The following is a 15,557-nucleotide window of genomic DNA, read 5'->3' as shown; positions in this document are numbered from 1 at the left end:
AGGAGGAAAAAGGTATGAAGATTTTTAATACATTGACGCGTCAAAAGGAAGAATTTGTCCCGATTGAGCCTGGCAAGGTTAAAATGTATGCCTGCGGGCCGACCGTCTACAATTTTATCCACATCGGCAACGCGCGTCCGATCTGTGTGTTCGATACGCTGCGCCGTTATCTGGAGTACCGCGGCTACGATGTGACGTTTGTACAGAACTTTACAGACATTGACGACAAGCTGATCAACAAGGCCAACGAGGAGGGTATTACGGTCCGCGAAGTCGCCGAGCGGTACATCGGCGAATATCTGGCGGATACAAAAGGGCTTGGCATCCGGCCTGCCGATATCCACCCGCGCGCGACGGAAAATATCGATACGATCATCGATATGGTCAAAACGCTTGAGGAAAAGGGCTTTGCATATGAGCGCGATAGCAGCGTTTATTTCCGCTCGCGCCGCTTTGGGGAGTACGGGAAGCTTTCGCATCAGCCGCTTGAAGAGCTTGAGGCGGGCGCGCGCATCGATGTCAGCGACAAAAAGGAGGACCCGCTCGATTTCGTCCTCTGGAAAGCTGCCAAGCCCGGCGAGCCGAGCTGGCCGTCCCCGTGGGGCGAGGGCCGGCCGGGCTGGCATATCGAGTGCAGCGCGATGATCCGCCGTCATCTTGGCGACACAATCGATATCCACTGCGGCGGTCAGGATTTGATTTTCCCGCACCATGAAAACGAGATCGCGCAGAGTGAATGCTGCACGGGCGCCGAGTATGTGCGCTATTGGATGCACAACGGCTATATCAACGTGGATAACCGCAAAATGAGCAAATCGCTCGGCAATTTTTTCACCGTGCGCGAGGTGGCGGAGAAGTTCGGTTATGAGCCGATCAAGTTCATGATGCTACAGGCGCATTACCGCAGCCCGATCAACTACAGCCTTGAGGTGATTGAACAATGCCGTGCGGCGCTGGAGCGCCTGCACAACTGCCGCGACAGCCTCGATTTCGCGCTCGAAAGCGCGCTCGGGGAAGGGGACTGGCGCGCGTTCCAGGAAAAAATCGACGCACGCGCCGCGCAGTTTGTCGAGGCGATGGACGACGATTTGAACACAGCCGATGGCATCGCGGCCCTGTTTGAAATGGCGCGCGATATCAACACATATATTACGCAGCCGCAGCCGAAGGAGGCTGTCGCCTATGCGGTCAAACGGTTTGACGAGCTGTGCGGCGTGCTCGGCCTGCTGTATAACCGCGCGTCAAAGGATCTCGACGGCGAGATCGAGGCGCTGATCGCCGAGCGGCAGTCCGCGCGCAAGGCGAAGGATTTTGCCCGCGCAGACGCGATCCGCGATCAGCTTGCCGGGATGGGAATCCTTCTGAAGGATACGCCGCAGGGCGTACAGTGGAGCAGGAAGTGATGATGGTCCGCGCGCTCCCTTGTTGAAAAACGCGCGGCGTGGGGACGCATGGAAGCGTGCTGAAAAGTCCAAACTTGTATGAAGGATTGCTTGAGGGAGCAAGGCTGTGGAAAGGCTTTTCAAACCGCTCCTGGAGGCTGAAAGGAGAACGGCATGCGTTTTGAACGGATCCGCGATCTGCGGGAGGATCGCGATTTAAACCAGACGGTCGTGGCTAACTATCTGGGAATCGATCAGCCGGGGTATTCGTGTTATGAGCGCGGGATACGCGATATCCCCATCGAGCTTTTGATGAAGCTGGCTGATTTTTATGAGACGAGCGTTGATTATCTGGTGGGACGTACTGATATCTACAGGCCGTATCCCAAGTCGCATTTGCTATGAACCGTGCGTTTCACATCGGCGCGATCGCGTGGATATGCGCGGTGCTGCTGTCGGTGCCGCTTGGGTTTGATCCCCGCGCCAAAGCGGCGGTCGGAGCCTGCCTGCTGCTGTCAGCGGCCGTCATGAGAAAAAGGCTGCCGTTGTGGCTTTGCGCTGCAACGGTGGCTTTTGGTCTTTCCCTGGCATGGCTGGCGCTGTACAGCAGCCTGACGTTTTCAGCCGCGGCCCGTCTGGAAGGCGCTTTTGTGGATTTACGAGGGTTGGTTCTTGAACGCGTGGAATACGGCGATTACACGCGTCTGACGCTGGTCACAGAGGACGGGCCGCTACCGTCCGGGATCCGCGTGTCGGTCGGGGCGCCCGGCGCGCTTGATGTTTCCCCAGGCGATGTGGTAGAATGGGAACTGATAATGGACAGCCCTGACGCGGCGTCGCGGGCTAAGCTCTATGCGGACGCTGTTGGGCTCAGGGCGTCCATGGCCGGCGCGCCGCGGCTGATTGAAAAGCGCCTGAACGACGGGCGCGTCTTGTTCGCCCGGTACCGCGACGCGGCCGCTTCGCATATCATGCGTTATCTGACCGGACCGGAGGGCGGCGTGCTCGCCGCGATGGCCACGGGCCGCAGCGAGCTGATCGCTGCGGATCTCCGCGCCAGTTACGCCCGGGCGGGGCTTTCGCACCTGTTGGCTGTATCGGGGCTGCATCTGACCGTGTTCGCCGGGTTGTTCGACGCGCTTTTGTCGGCGGCCCGCTGCGGACGCCGCACACGCGCCGCCGCCGGGATCGCGGCTGTACTGCTCTTTATGCTGATGACCGGATGCACGCTTTCGGTCGTGCGCGCGGCCGTCATGGCTGTGATCTGCCGCGCGGCGCTGCTGCTTGGACGTGATTCGGACACGCTTAATTCACTGGGCTTCGCGCTGATCGTCATTCTGCTGCAAAATCCATACGCCATATTCAGCACAGGCTTGCAGCTTTCCTATCTTGCGACCATGGGCATCGCCGCCTGTGCCGACCCGGTTTGCGCGTGGTGCGCACGCCGGCTTTGGCGGACAGATGCGCGCAGCCTGCGGCGGCTGCATCCGTTTGGCTATGCGGCGCTTCTGGCCTTTTCAACCTCGGTCTGCGCCGGCGTGTTTACAGCCCCGGTGCTTTGCGTTGCATTCGGACAGCTCTCGCTTGTCGCGCCGGTTGCGAATGTGCTGGCTGCGCCTTTTGTGATGCCTGCACTGGCGGGCGGTCTGCTCTGCGGCCTGCTCGGTTTTATCCCGCCGTTTGCTGTTTTGGCGCGCGCCTGCGCGCTGGCCGGCGGCGCGTCGATCCATGCGGTCAACGCGATTGCATCTCGGTGGAGTGTCCTGCCGTTTGCGTCTGTTCCAGTGCGCGCCGGGCTTGTGACGCTTTGGATGGCCGCCTGTATTCTGGGCGGCGCTCTGCTTGCGGCAAACCGCGCGCCGCATACGGTGCGCCTTTATGCGGCGTCTCTGGCGGTTGTGGCGCTGCTGGCCGGGATGTTGGCGCGCGCCGTTGCTTGGGGCCCAACAGTGGAACTGGCTGTCTCGCAGAGCGCGGGCAGCGTCGCGCTTGCCTGCGGCGGACAGGGAGCTGTGATCGGGGAGCCGGACTCTGTCGCGGATGCACAGAATCTGGCCGCGTTTTTAAAGGACAATGGTGTGAAACGCATTTCCCTTTATGCTGTGCGGGAAGACGGCGCGCTTTTCTCCAACAGGACGCACGCGCTGTCGGAAATTCTGCCGGTCGATACGGCGTTCGGCCTTGACCAGACGTATGGCTTTACGGCGGAGCTGCCCGGCGCGCATGTTTCGGCTGAGGGAAAGGACGCAGAGATCGTTTCGATCGAGATGGGCGGGCTTCGGATTGTCAAGACGTTTGACCAGACGCCCGCAGCCGCCGACGTGTTGATCAACGCGCGTGGACAGATTGTCGCCGCGCCCGGCGTCAGGCTGAAAACAACAGCGCGTTATTATAACTGTGAAATCATGACGCTGCGCCGCACCGGCGCGGCCGGACCGGACGTATTACCGCGCGCCGCGGCGCGTCAAACGGAGGGGATGCCTTGAAATATACGATGGAAAGCGATTTTGCAAAACATGTGAAAAGCGCGGAACAGCACAACGTCTATCTGCTTTACGGAATGCAGGCATATCTGATCGCGCTTTATGAAAAGATGATTGTGAAAAAGGCGCTCGGCGGAGCGGACGAAGCGTTTAACCTGCGCCGTTTTGACGGCGATGCGCTTGATCTGCAAGCCTTTTATGACGCGGTCGAATCGGTTCCGCTGATGGCGGCGGGCTGCTGCGTGACGCTTTCGCTCGACCCAGAAAAGCTTGATATGGGCCGTATGAAGGAGCTGTGCGCCGTGATCGGTGATCCGCCGCAGACAACCGTCGTCGTCATTACGGTCAAGGAGCCGCCCGCGCGCCGGGAAAAGATGAACCTGCTGATCAAAGCGTGCGATAAGGCGGGCTGCGTGATCGAGCTTGGCAGCCGGCGCGGCGCGGACACGCTGCGTTTTCTGCGCGACCGTGCACAGAAAAACGGCTGTACGCTCGAAAGCGGCGAGGCGTCCTACATGGTCGAGCGGTGCACGGACGATTTACAGCTTTTGGCCACGGAGCTTGACAAGCTGTGCGCTTATGCGGCCGGGCGCAAGATCACGCGCGCTGACATCGACGCCGTTGTAACAGTCGTTTTACAGGCGCGTGTATTCGATCTGTCCAAGGCGATTCTGCGCAGCAATTTTCCCAGGGCGATGGAGCTGATCGGCCAGCTTGACGATTTGCGCGAGCCGGCGGCGCGCACACTGTCGATCCTGTCGGGCGCATTTGTCGACCTGTACCGCGGGTTTGCCGCCAGGCAGGCGAACGTACCCGCCGGGCATGCCGCGCCCGAGCTTGGGTATGCCAAAAACCGGGAGTTTGCGATCAAAAACGCGATGAGCGACAGCGGTGCGTACACCGCTGGGCAGCTTGGCGCGATGCTCGAGGCGCTGGCCGAGGCTGACATGCGCGTCAAGAGCAGCGGCGGCGACGACCGCGCCCTGCTGGAGGAGACGGTTGCAAAGCTCTTTTTGATCGGCGGCCGGCAGACATGCTGAGGGTCCGCCAGGCGATCATTGTGGAAGGGCGCTATGATAAAGCAAAGCTGCATACGCTTGTCGAGGCGACCATCGTGACGACCGACGGCTTCGGCGTGTTCCGTGACCGTGAAAAGCTCGCTTATATCCGGCGCCTGGCCGCGCAGACCGGCATCATCATCCTCACCGACTCCGACGCGGCCGGCTTTCGTATCCGCGGCTTTCTGGCGGGCGCGGTCGATCCGTCGCAGGTGACGCATGTTTATATTCCCGACCTGTTCGGCAAGGAGCGGCGCAAGGCGCAGCCCTCCGCAGAGGGAAAGCTCGGCGTGGAGGGAATCCCGGCCAAGACGCTGCTGGCCGCGCTGCGGCGCGCGGGCGTCGCTGTGGAGGAAACGTCTGCGCCGGCCGCCGCAAGGCGGCAGGCCGAGCCGCAGGCCCGCGCGCGCCGGCTGACCAAGGCCGATTTTGTGACCTATGGGTTGTCCGGAGCGGCGGACAGCGCCGAAAAGCGCCGCACGCTGCTCCGGCGGCTCGGCCTGCCGGAGCGCATGAGCGCCAACGCGATGCTCGCCGCTGTCAACGCGCTGTACACGGCGGAGGAATTCGAACGCCTGCTCGCCGGGGCGCCGGAGGAAAACGGAACGCATCAGAATTTTTCGGACCATTCAGGACAACCATAAACCGGAGGGAGGGCGCCAAGCACGTGCAGATTTACAGCCTGTCGTTTCTCTATTTATTCTTGCCGGCGGCCATTTTATTGTGCCTGTTCGCACCGCACCGCGCCCGTGCGGCGGTGTTGCTTGCGCTGTCGGGTGCGTTTTATGCGATGCTGGAGGGCAGCAATCTGCTGCTTGCGGCTGCGGTGATCGCCTTTGATTATGGTATGGGGCTTTTGATGGAGCGCAGCGCACCCTTTGCGCGCCTGCGCTGTGCGATTATGATCTGTTCAGTGGCCAAAAGCCTGACTATCCTGACGCTGTACGGTTTAGCGCAGGAGCTGACAGGCGCGCACAGCCCATTTGGACTTGGCGTTATCTGCCTGACCTCATGTGGATATGTGATGGACTGTTATTTCGGCTATACGTACTGTGAGCACAGCCCGGTTCAGCTTGGGCTGATGACGCTGTTTTTCCCAAAGCTGTATGCCGGACCGCTTGTCTATCACAGCAAAATGATTTTGCAGACGCGCTCGATGCGCATGACGCTTGAAAAGACCGGCGAGGGTGCGCGGTATTTTTTGCAGGGTCTGGCGAAAAAGGTGCTGATCGGCGACACAGTTTACAGGCTCTATGGGACGTTGCGCGCGCTGCCAATGGCCAGTGTGACAATGGCCGCCGCGTGGACAATGGTTGTGACGCTGGCGCTTTCGGTCTATTTCATCCTCGCGGGCTTCTGTGATATGGCGCGGGGGCTTGCATTGATCTTTGGCTTTGAGCTTCAGGATAATTTTCATGCGCCGTTTGGTTCTATTGGCATTAACGACTTTTTTTCGCGTTTCAATATCACAGTCAACCGTTATGTGCGCCGCTATGTCTATGTCAATCTTGGGGGCGCGCAGGGCAGTGTGATTTCGGGTGTTTTCAATATCCTGCTGGTTACGATTTTGATGGGACTATGGTTTCGCATCAGCCTCAACCTGCTTTTGTGGGGCGTTTATTTCGCGCTGTTTGTAATCTTTGAGCGGTACTGCCTGGGTCGCCGCATCGACCTGATTCCGCCGCTGCTGCGCTGGATTTACAGCACGGCGGTGATCATGGTGTCGTTTTGCTTTCTTGCGGGCGATACGCCAGAGCAATCGATCTCCTACCTGCTGCGCCTGTTTGGCCTGCGGGGGACCATTTCGCCGGAAAGCGGCAGCAGTATCCTGTATCTGTTGGCTTCGAACTACCTTGTGCTGCTGATCGCTGTCTTTTCATCGACCGGCCTGATTGAACGGGCGGCCAAGGTGATTCGTAAGCATGCGCCGCGGCTTTACTGGTTTGGGACGGCGGCGCTAACGGCGGCGCTGCTTATTGTGATTACGGCGTTTCTTGTTTAGGGCTTGTTTGAAAATAGAGGAATTGCCGGATTGTTCGCAAACAACCAGAGAATACAAGGCAAAAAACGCAGGAATCCCTTCAGATTACGAGGCTTTTTAACGCGGCGTCCCCCGCTGTTTGTAGAAAAAGGCGGGGCTTTTGATTTTTCAAACAGCCCCTGTGCAGAGGCTTTACCAGTTTTGAAAGGAGGCGGCGGATTGCTTGGTAAAAAATTGACGGGAGCGGTGTTTTTGCTCATGCTGTTTGCAGCTCCATGCCTGATCGCGGCGGGCGGCGGGACGCGCGCGCTGCTGCGCGCCGCCGGTTCGATTTACGCGCCGCTTGGCAAGCTGGAAACAGCTATGACCGAGCAGTTCCCAGCGGCTGACCGGCTGCGCAAGCTCGAGGTTTCCCTAAGCTATATGGGCGGCCAGAAGGAGCAAAACGGCGTCTTTATTTCTGGCGATTCCCTGACGCTTGACGTGCAGCCAAAAAGCCTGTCGGTCATCAACGACAATACGCTTGCAATGATCGATTTTGCCGACGAGCACCAGATACCGAGTTATGTCATGCTGATTCCTACGGCGTGCGCTGTCCAACAGAGCAAAGTTCCCTACGACAAGGTCGCGCCGCTTTACAACCAGCGCCAATTGATTGACGACGTATACCGCCGCGTATCGGGCCGTGTGACCGCCATCGACGTTTATCCGACGCTCTTTAATCATCAGGATGAATATATTTATTATAATACCGACAACACAATTACCGGTCTGGGCGGGTATTATATTTACTCTGCGGCTGCTAAAAATCTGCTGCGTTCCAACCCGCGCGGGCTTGACCAGTACGAGGTGGAGCATCTAGATTACAATTATTACGGCGATCTGTACGCGCTGTCCCCCTATCGGGAAGTTTCGGCCGACCGCGTGTCGGTATACTCCTATGTGTCACGTTTTCAGCGCGACTATATTGTCACGCACTACGACGCATCCGGGATCCGCAGGTATTACACACTGTATCCGCGCTTTCGGGCGGAGCTTGGCGATTCGATGGCGGTTGTGCTCGGCGGCATGTCGCCGGTGATCGATATCAGCATCATTGGCAACACGACGAACAGCAAACGGCTGCTGCTGTTTGGCGACCGGTCTGTACAAGGCTATGTGCCGTTTTTGCTTGCGCATTATGAGCGCGTCACAGTTGTCGATACAACGCAGGCTGCGCCTGAGCAGCTCGGCAGGATCAACCTGCGCGATTACAGCCAGGTGCTGTTCGCTTGGTCCGTCGACCACTATGTTACAGCCGATCAGCTTTCCCTTTTAGACAGCCTTGACGCAGCGCGGGGTTCTTAAGGCGAGGCGCTGCCCACAGCTTTTGTCAGGAGAGGTATCCAGAAACCGGATATTCCAAAACGGCGAGGAAAAAATAAAACCAGTTTGGGAGATTTTATTCAATCGGCCGTATAATAAAAGGTACGTTTGGCCGTTTGGATGCGGTCGAACGTTCTATCAACAGCTCGGGAGGTTTCTGGTTTATGAAACAATTCGCACCCCTGATTTTGGCGGCCGTTTTGGCAGTATCCCTGGCCGCCTGTACGGACAGGGATACTGCCGCGCCGTCCTCATCCGCGTCCGCTGGGGCGGTTTCCTCCGCGCCGCATGGGCAGAGCGCGCCGGAGCAGGCGCCGTCCGCTTCGTCCGCGCAAACGTCCTCAGCCATAGCGGGAATGGAGCGTACTTTGTATATCGGCGCCGGCCCATCCATGAAGGAATATCCGTGGACCTTTGAAAGCGATCCGTCGCCCGACGGCTTGATCGCGGCCATCGCTGAGACAACCGGCTGGAATCTGACGCTGGCTGAACCGGTCAGCAGCGGCCGCGGCGGCATGACGGTTGTTTTTGGCCGGGAAAGCTCTGTTTTCACAGGCCCGCCCGATCCGCAGAAAGATGAATTTCACGTATTTGATACGCAGGATTTGGTGTTCCACATTCTTGACAGCATTCAGAAAACCTTACAGATGAACACCATTGATCCGGCGCTTGGCGATCCGGACAACCTTGACATCTATTTTTCGACGGAGGACGGAGCTATATCGCTGCCCGATGTCGGAATTGAGATCCCGCTGGAGGAGCCATACCCGGGGTCTGCCGCGCTGTCCGAAGCGTATGCACAGGGCTGACCAGAAAAAACGAAACGATGGGGCGCATTCCGAAAGGAATGCGCCCCATCGTTTCGTTGTGATGCATACGCGGTACATGCGCCGGCCGCGCGTGTACCACGCAATCTGAAAATAGGAAAGAAATAAAAAGCAGGGCAGAGAGAATGATTAGGGCTTGTTTGAAAATGATTTTTCAAACAGCCTCTAGTCCTTTTTAAACTGGTCGATTACAACCGCGATCAGAATAATGACACCCAGCGTGATGGTCTGCCAGTAGGAGGAAACGCCAAGCAGGCTTAAAGCGTTGTTGATGACGCCGATGGCGACCAGGCCGAAGATGGTCTGGATGATGCCGCCGCGTCCGCCCGACATGCTCGTACCGCCCATGGCGACCGCCGCGATGGCGTTGAGCTCATAGCTCTGCGCGGCGTTTGGCTGGCCGCTTTGCAGCTTGGAGGAGAGCACGACGCCGCCAAGCGCCGCAAGGATGCCGCAGATGATATAGACAAGGTATTTGATCTTTTTAACATTGATGCCGCTGAGCTTTGCAACCTCCGCATTGCTGCCGACGGCATAGATATAACGCCCAAAGCAGGTGCGCGACAGGATGATATAAGCCGCGACCAACACGATGATCATGACAATGACAGTGACGGGAATCGGGCCGATGCTGCGCAGGCCGACCCAGCCGTATGAATCGGGCAGGTCAAAGACCGGCTTGGAATCGGTATAGACAAAAGCAAGTCCGCGCGCGATGTTCATCATGGCGAGCGTCGCGATAAACGGCGGGACATTGAGCTTTGCGACGGAAAACGCGTTGATCGAACCGCAAATACCTCCCACAACAATCGCGGCAAGCAAAATCACAAGCACACTCAACCCGCGCCCCGCATCCGGGAACATCTTGATGGTGGCGGTTGCGACAATGCCGGCCAAAGCGGCGACGGAGCCGACCGAAAGGTCGATGCCGTCGGACAGGATGACAAACGTCATACCGGTTGCGATCAGGGCGTTGATGGCGATCTGAATCAAAACGTTCATCAGATTGCCGGGCGTGGCGAACCGGTCGACAAACAACATACACGCGATGACCAGCACAATGACGAACAGGAGCATGGTATATTCCTTCGCGAACTTGCGCAGGCCGCTTGTTGTGGCGTTTTCTCTTGTATTGGAAAATGACTGACTCATTGATTACACCCCTGTTTCCGTTTCACTATTGAAGCTGGCATATTGCATAACTTCCTTTTCGGTTGCGCCCTCGGCTTCCATGATCTTTGTGACAACGCCGCCGCGCATCACCATGATGCGGTTGGAGACGCCGAGCACCTCCGGCAGCTCGGAGGAAACCATGATGATGCTGCCGCCATTTTCGGCGAACTCCTTCATCAAGGCGTAAATCTCTGCCTTGGCGTTGACATCGATGCCGCGCGTCGGTTCATCCATGATCAGTATACGCACCTTGGCGGCCAGCCACTTGGCGATAACCACCTTCTGCTGGTTGCCGCCGGAGAGGTTGCGCGCCAGCGCCCGGTCGGACGGCGTCTTGGTGTGCAGCTTTTCAATGTATTCCGCCGCAATGGTGTTTTCCCATTTGAAATTGATAAAGCCATGGTGTGAATTTGCCATCAGGCTGGCAAGGGACGTGTTCTGCCGCAGGTTCTTTTCCAGCAGGAGCCCCTGGCCGCGCCGGTCCTCCGGGATCAGCCCAATACCGGCTTTGATGGCCTGGCCCGGCGTTTTAAATGCAACTCTTTGGCCGAACACCTCGATCTCGCCGCTTGTAAAGCGGTCCGCACCGAAAATGGCGCGCATGACCTCGGTGCGCCCGGCGCCGATCAGGCCGGAAACGCCGAGTATCTCGCCCTGATGCAAATCGAACGAAACATTCTGGAAAACGCCCTTGCGTGTGAGATTTTTGACCGAAAGCACCACTGGACTGTCCTTGGGGGCCTCGGCCTTGTAGTAATACTGCGTGACCTGGCGGCCGACCATCAGGGCGATCATCGTTTGCTCGTCCGTTTCGGACAGCGGCATTGTTTTGACCACCTGACCGTCGCGCAGGATGGTGATATTGTCGCCGATTTCAAAGATTTCCTTCATGCGGTGGGAGATATAAATGACAGCGACATTTTCGCTTTTGAGCTTATTGATGACGCGGAACAGCGCCTCAACCTCGTGATCGGAAAGCGAGGAGGTCGGTTCGTCCATGATCACCATGGAGCTGTTCTGACTGACGGCGCGTGCGATTTCAACCATCTGCTTGTCTCCGTTTGTCAGCGTCCGGATCACCGCGCGCGGATTGATCTTGACGCCGATGGAGTCAAGCAGTTTTTTTGTTTCAGCGAACATGGTCGCTCTATCAATCAAACCTGTCTTGGCAATTTTCGGTTCCCTGCCAAGAAAGATATTTTCTGCTACAGTTAAATCGGGGATAACGCTCAGTTCCTGGTGGATGACGCTGACACCGTGGGCCAACGCCTGCCGGGTATTTGTAAACGTATATTCCTGACCACCGACAAGCAGCCTGCCGGCATCGGCCTGATAAACACCGGAAATAATTTTGATGATTGTGGATTTTCCCGCCCCGTTTTCACCGAGGAGAACATGCACTTTTCCGGGATAAAATGCAATGGAAACGTCAGACAGCGCCTTGACGCCGGGGAAGGACTTGCTGATATCCACAAGCTCCACAAAAGGGTTCGTGTTCACTGTTTCACTCCTCTGCCAAAATTTTGGGGCGTCCGTTTGCCGGCAGCCCCGTGTCGCCTGAAACCGCCGGAACGCCGGCGGGGAAGGGGGATCCCTCCCCGCCGCCGGCATGTGGGAAATGAATGGATAGAAAGTTTATTCAGCGTTGGAAGCGTCGATGATATACGGAGCGATCGGGATGTTGGGCTCAACCTGGGCGCCGCCGAGGTAGTCGACGATCGTCTGAAGCGTGGTCTCGCCAATCGCGGCCGGATCCTGCGCGACATCGGCAACCCACAGGCCGCCGGATTTGATCGCATCGATACCCTCGGGGTTGCCGTCGAAGCCGATAACCTTGCACTGGCTGTTGGCGGAAGTGATGGAGGCCATCGCGCCGGTAGCAGCCGGGTCGCCAACGCAGAAGACAGCGGCCAGATCGGGGGTCTTGAGCAGCATGTTGGCCATCACATCGGCAGCCTTGGACTGGTCGCCCGAGTAGTTCTGAATATCGGCGACAACAACGTCGGGAGCATTGGCGGCAATCCAGTCGGTGAAGCCCTTTTCACGCTGCACGCAGCTTTCGATCTCGGAATAGGTGATGACGCCGACATTGCCCTTCTTATCGGTCAGCATGTTGTTGACCATGTACTCGGCAGCCAGTTCGCCGCCCTTGTAGTTGTCGGTCGCGATATGCGCAACTGTTTCACCATCGGAGGCGATATCCATCGTGAAAACCGGGATGTTCGCAGCAGTGGCAAGCTCCACCATGGATTTGCTACCGGCGGAGTTGGTCGGGCAGACAACAATGGCGTCAACATCCTGGGTGATGAAATCCTGAACCTGGCTGAGCTGCTTGTTCGCGTCGCCGGAAGCATCCTGAACGATCAGCTCGATATTCAGATTTGGAGCCTTGGCGACCATGGCGGCCTCAATGTTGTTGTAGAAAACATGCTGCTTGTTGAGCAGGCTGACGCCGACGCGGACCGGTTCGCCGGAAGCGGTGTCCGAGGCGGTGGAAGCCGCGTTGGAAGAAGCGGGAGCCGGCTCGCTGGCCGCCGGAGTGGATGGGGTGGTTGTGCTGTCTGCGCCGCAGGCTGCGAACGAAAGGCACATGGCAGCCGCAAGGGCTGCGCCGAGAATGCGTTTGAACATAATTCTTTTCCTCCTAATGACTTTGATTCAGAGCTTTCTCAAGCCTGCCTGAAAAACAGGGAAGCGCCAGAGCGCGCACAAGCGGTTGTGACCGCTTGTGCGTGAGAGACATTCCCAGCCTTCCACACATGCTTATCTAATCAAACGGCTTTTGCCGTTGATTATGCTTTTCCCTGGCTGCCGCAGACGGTGATCTTGCGCTTGACAAGTTCCACCACAGCGGCACGGCCAGCTTTTCCATAGACCTTGGGGTCAAAGACCGAGGCGTCGTTTGCAAGCACCGGGCGGACAGCCTTTGTATAAGCGTCGCGCAGCTCGGTTGCAAAATTGACCTTGCAGATGCCCAGGCCGATTGTTTTCTGCACAGCCTCGTCTGGAACGCCGGAAGCGCCGTGCAGCACCAACGGGACAGAAACAACCCTGCGTATTTCGGCGAGGCGGTCGAAATCGAGCCGCGGCTCGCCTTTGTAAAAGCCGTGCGCCGTGCCGATGGCGACCGCCAGCGAACTGACGCCTGTGCGCTCGACAAATTCGCACGCTTTCTGGGGATTGGTGTACATCGCATCGGCGTCAAGTACGACATGGTCGTCCTCCTTGCCGCCGACCGTGCCAAGCTCGGCCTCGGTCGGGATACCGCGCTCTTTGGCCATTGCGGCCGTTTTGGCGGAAACAGCGATATTTTCCTCAAATGAGAGCTTCGAGCCGTCGATCATAACGGACGTATAACCCGCGCCGACGGCCTGCTCGCACAGCTCATAGCTGCTGCCGTGGTCAAGATGCATTGCAATCGGGACCGGGGAGGACTCAGCCAGAGCCGCGACGATCGCCCGGTAGACGGTCAGGCTCGCATATTTGACCGTGGACGAGGTGGTCTGGATGATGACCGGGGCGTTTAACTCCGTCGCGGCCTGGATAACGGCCTGTGCCATCTCCAGGTTTTCCACGTTGAAAGCGCCGACGGCATAATGCCCCTCCTGCGCCTTCTTTAAAAATTCGGTTGTTGTAACAAGCGGCATAACGATTCCCTTCTTTAAAAACAGTTGTGTATAGTCGATATGGTTTTCAGACCTCTCTGACGGAAATCAATCCCATCATCTGTTTAAAATCCTCCGGCATACACATCTGTGTGCCGTCGTGGATCAGCGAGCCGTGTGCGACCGCCACGCCGTAACGCAGGATCTCAGGCTCGCTCACGCCGTCTAAAATTGCCATACAGATGCCGGAGACAAGCGAGTCGCCCGCGCCCTGCACGCCGCGTACCGGTACGTCGGCGCCTTCGGAGAACCACGCCCGATCGCCGCCGACAAGCAGCGCGCCCTCCTTGCCCATGGAGATGCAGATGTATTTGACGCCGTTTTCCGCGATGATTTTGCGCGCGATGGCGATGGCATCACCGAGCGAATAGATTTTGCAGCCGAACGAGGCTTCAAGCTCGTCGCGGTTGGGCTTGATCAGAAACGGCGCGGCCTTGATGCCCTCGGTCAGAAGCGGACCATAAGCGTCAAGAATGGCTTTTTTGCCGTGCGCGTTCGTTTTTTCAATCATGCGCTTATAGAGGTCCGCCGGTACGCCCGGAGGCGCGCTGCCATTGATGACCATGATATCGGAACGCTCAATATATGCATCCACCCTGTTCATCAAAGCGTCGACGTCCTGTGCTGAAACAGGCCCTCCGCCCTCGTTGAACTCGGTCATGATATGCTTTTCGGCGTCGAACGCCTTGATATTGATGCGCAGCTTGCCGGGCACGTCGACCAGATCGTACGCAATGCCCATCCTGGAAAGATCCTGTGTCAGCGTGTCGTCTCCGCTGTAATTAAAACCGGCGCACAGCGTTTCACGCCCGAGCTGATGCAGCGCGATGCTGACATTGATGCCCTTGCCGGAGATATCGCTGCGCACATTTGTGATCTTATTTGTGCCACCGTAGCGAAAGCCGTTGATCGTGATTGTCCGGTCAACGCACGGATTCAGTGTTAAGGTCGTTACCATGCTTACCCTCCGATTAACCCTTGAGATGATCCTGCGCCCAATCCGCTATTGACTGGTAAATCAGCCAGACGGAGGTCGCGCCGGCGTCCTGCAAGCCGATCGCAGCCTCGCCGTAGGATTTTGCGCGTCCGAACCGTGCGACACACTGCTTTGTATACTCCATACCGCCTTTGGCGGCGGCGGCCGCGTCGGCCAGGCCGTCCTTTAAGTCCTTGCCGGCGTCTGCGGCCTTTTCCAGCGCCACAACAGCCGGTTCAAACGCGTCAACCATCGTTTTGTCGCCGGCCTTCGCCTTGCCGCGCCGCTTGAGCGCGTCGAGCGAGGCTCGGAAAATTTCGGCGAAGCCGCGCAGATCGATTGTGGGCGACGGCGTGCGTTTGACAATACCGCTGATAAACATGGTGCCAAACAGCACGCCGGATGCGCCGCCCATCGTATCGAGCAGGATATTGCCGACCTCATGGAAGGCGTCCTCGGCGTTTTCCAGCTTGGCGCCGGGCAGGTCCTTGAGCACATTTTTAAAACCGGTCGCCATCCCGATGCCGTGGTCGCCGTCGCCGATTTTGATATCGATTTCGGTGAGGAAATCCTCACTTTCAACCATCTTGTGCGCAACGAACAGGAACATGTCGCGCAACTGCTGTGCATTCATTGTAAGCATTGCA

15 protein-coding genes are annotated in these 15,557 nt (G+C 57.8%); 8 read left to right on the top strand and 7 right to left on the bottom strand.

All coding sequences use genetic code 11. The features are described 5' to 3' along the window. Window positions 1-14: 14 nt before the first annotated feature. The 6 genes from cysS to FMM72_RS17220 all read left to right on the top strand — a co-directional run bounded on the left by cysS (window position 15) and on the right by FMM72_RS17220 (window position 6,925). Window positions 15-1,403, top strand: coding sequence for a cysteine--tRNA ligase (gene cysS / locus FMM72_RS13140; RefSeq protein ID WP_160208862.1), 1,389 nt, complete (start codon window positions 15-17; stop codon window positions 1,401-1,403). A 153-nt stretch (window positions 1,404-1,556) separates the two neighbouring features. After that, a complete protein-coding gene (locus FMM72_RS13135) occupies window positions 1,557-1,787 on the top strand; it encodes a helix-turn-helix domain-containing protein (RefSeq protein WP_160208863.1) in 231 nt (76 codons plus the stop codon). Then, window positions 1,784-3,868 carry a ComEC/Rec2 family competence protein gene (locus FMM72_RS13130; RefSeq protein WP_162221680.1) on the top strand — a complete coding sequence of 695 codons (2,085 nt, stop codon included), beginning with the start codon at window positions 1,784-1,786 and terminating at the stop codon, window positions 3,866-3,868. The genes FMM72_RS13135 and FMM72_RS13130 overlap by 4 nt, the downstream gene beginning before the upstream one ends. Next, a complete protein-coding gene (gene holA, locus FMM72_RS13125; protein WP_162221679.1) occupies window positions 3,865-4,905 on the top strand; it encodes a DNA polymerase III subunit delta in 1,041 nt (346 codons plus the stop codon). The genes FMM72_RS13130 and holA overlap by 4 nt, the downstream gene beginning before the upstream one ends. Then, the gene (locus FMM72_RS13120) at window positions 4,899-5,567 is read left to right on the top strand and encodes a toprim domain-containing protein (RefSeq protein WP_162221678.1); all 669 of its coding nucleotides are present in this window, start codon (window positions 4,899-4,901) and stop codon (window positions 5,565-5,567) included. The genes holA and FMM72_RS13120 overlap by 7 nt, the downstream gene beginning before the upstream one ends. Before the next feature lie 23 nt (window positions 5,568-5,590). Next, window positions 5,591-6,925 carry an MBOAT family O-acyltransferase gene (locus FMM72_RS17220; RefSeq protein WP_160208867.1) on the top strand — a complete coding sequence of 445 codons (1,335 nt, stop codon included), beginning with the start codon at window positions 5,591-5,593 and terminating at the stop codon, window positions 6,923-6,925. Here the strand turns inward: FMM72_RS17220 and FMM72_RS13110 are convergent. Then, a complete protein-coding gene (locus FMM72_RS13110; RefSeq protein WP_162221677.1) occupies window positions 6,922-7,164 on the bottom strand; it encodes a hypothetical protein in 243 nt (80 codons plus the stop codon). The genes FMM72_RS17220 and FMM72_RS13110 overlap by 4 nt on opposite strands. On the opposite strand from FMM72_RS13110, the gene FMM72_RS13105 reads away from it, so the two are divergent. Continuing rightward, the gene (locus tag FMM72_RS13105; protein WP_243157818.1) at window positions 7,163-8,251 is read left to right on the top strand and encodes a DHHW family protein; all 1,089 of its coding nucleotides are present in this window, start codon (window positions 7,163-7,165) and stop codon (window positions 8,249-8,251) included. The two genes, FMM72_RS13110 and FMM72_RS13105, sit on opposite strands and share 2 nt — an antisense overlap. A 182-nt stretch (window positions 8,252-8,433) precedes the next feature. After that, complete coding sequence (locus FMM72_RS13100) at window positions 8,434-9,078, top strand: hypothetical protein (protein ID WP_162221675.1); 645 nt, start codon at window positions 8,434-8,436, stop codon at window positions 9,076-9,078. Window positions 9,079-9,261: 183 nt separating this feature from the next. Here the strand turns inward: FMM72_RS13100 and FMM72_RS13095 are convergent, their stop codons facing one another. From FMM72_RS13095 to dhaL, 6 genes are all read right to left on the bottom strand, one after another. Further along, the gene (locus FMM72_RS13095) at window positions 9,262-10,248 is read right to left on the bottom strand and encodes an ABC transporter permease (RefSeq protein WP_160208870.1); all 987 of its coding nucleotides are present in this window, start codon (window positions 10,246-10,248) and stop codon (window positions 9,262-9,264) included. A gap of 3 nt (window positions 10,249-10,251) precedes the next feature. Then, the gene (locus tag FMM72_RS13090) at window positions 10,252-11,769 is read right to left on the bottom strand and encodes a sugar ABC transporter ATP-binding protein (protein ID WP_160208871.1); all 1,518 of its coding nucleotides are present in this window, start codon (window positions 11,767-11,769) and stop codon (window positions 10,252-10,254) included. A 135-nt stretch (window positions 11,770-11,904) separates the two neighbouring features. After that, the gene (locus tag FMM72_RS13085) at window positions 11,905-12,900 is read right to left on the bottom strand and encodes a substrate-binding domain-containing protein (RefSeq protein ID WP_162221674.1); all 996 of its coding nucleotides are present in this window, start codon (window positions 12,898-12,900) and stop codon (window positions 11,905-11,907) included. A gap of 161 nt (window positions 12,901-13,061) precedes the next feature. Continuing rightward, window positions 13,062-13,916 (bottom strand): class II fructose-1,6-bisphosphate aldolase, encoded by an 855-nt coding sequence (gene fba / locus FMM72_RS13080; protein WP_162221673.1) that lies wholly within the window; start codon window positions 13,914-13,916, stop codon window positions 13,062-13,064. A gap of 46 nt (window positions 13,917-13,962) precedes the next feature. Then, entirely contained in the window at window positions 13,963-14,892 is a 930-nt protein-coding gene (locus FMM72_RS13075) for a 1-phosphofructokinase family hexose kinase (protein ID WP_162221672.1), read from the bottom strand. Between the two features lie 13 nt (window positions 14,893-14,905). Then, complete coding sequence (dhaL, locus tag FMM72_RS13070; protein ID WP_160208875.1) at window positions 14,906-15,553, bottom strand: dihydroxyacetone kinase subunit DhaL; 648 nt, start codon at window positions 15,551-15,553, stop codon at window positions 14,906-14,908. Window positions 15,554-15,557 lie beyond the last annotated feature (4 nt).

This window comes from Anaerotruncus colihominis (assembly GCF_010206195.1).
Classification (GTDB): domain Bacteria; phylum Bacillota; class Clostridia; order Oscillospirales; family Ruminococcaceae; genus Anaerotruncus; species Anaerotruncus colihominis_A.
Note: the sequence above shows the minus strand (reverse complement) of the source record. Positions and strands in the feature narration are given on the sequence as shown.

Bases quoted from the DNA above. Each gene is read 5' to 3' on its own strand.
- FMM72_RS13075 (WP_162221672.1), bottom strand. From the start codon at position 14,892: ATGGTAACGACCTTAACACTGAATCCGTGCGTTGACCGGACAATCACG.
- FMM72_RS13105 (WP_243157818.1), top strand. From the start codon at position 7,163: ATGCTGTTTGCAGCTCCATGCCTGATCGCGGCGGGCGGCGGGACGCGC.
- FMM72_RS13120 (WP_162221678.1), top strand. From the start codon at position 4,899: ATGCTGAGGGTCCGCCAGGCGATCATTGTGGAAGGGCGCTATGATAAA.
- FMM72_RS13085 (WP_162221674.1), bottom strand. From the start codon at position 12,900: ATGTTCAAACGCATTCTCGGCGCAGCCCTTGCGGCTGCCATGTGCCTT.
- FMM72_RS13130 (WP_162221680.1), top strand. From the start codon at position 1,784: ATGAACCGTGCGTTTCACATCGGCGCGATCGCGTGGATATGCGCGGTG.
- FMM72_RS13135 (WP_160208863.1), top strand. From the start codon at position 1,557: ATGCGTTTTGAACGGATCCGCGATCTGCGGGAGGATCGCGATTTAAAC.
- FMM72_RS13110 (WP_162221677.1), bottom strand. From the start codon at position 7,164: ATGAGCAAAAACACCGCTCCCGTCAATTTTTTACCAAGCAATCCGCCG.
- cysS (WP_160208862.1), top strand. From the start codon at position 15: ATGAAGATTTTTAATACATTGACGCGTCAAAAGGAAGAATTTGTCCCG.
- fba (WP_162221673.1), bottom strand. From the start codon at position 13,916: ATGCCGCTTGTTACAACAACCGAATTTTTAAAGAAGGCGCAGGAGGGG.
- dhaL (WP_160208875.1), bottom strand. From the start codon at position 15,553: ATGCTTACAATGAATGCACAGCAGTTGCGCGACATGTTCCTGTTCGTT.
- FMM72_RS13100 (WP_162221675.1), top strand. From the start codon at position 8,434: ATGAAACAATTCGCACCCCTGATTTTGGCGGCCGTTTTGGCAGTATCC.
- FMM72_RS13095 (WP_160208870.1), bottom strand. From the start codon at position 10,248: ATGAGTCAGTCATTTTCCAATACAAGAGAAAACGCCACAACAAGCGGC.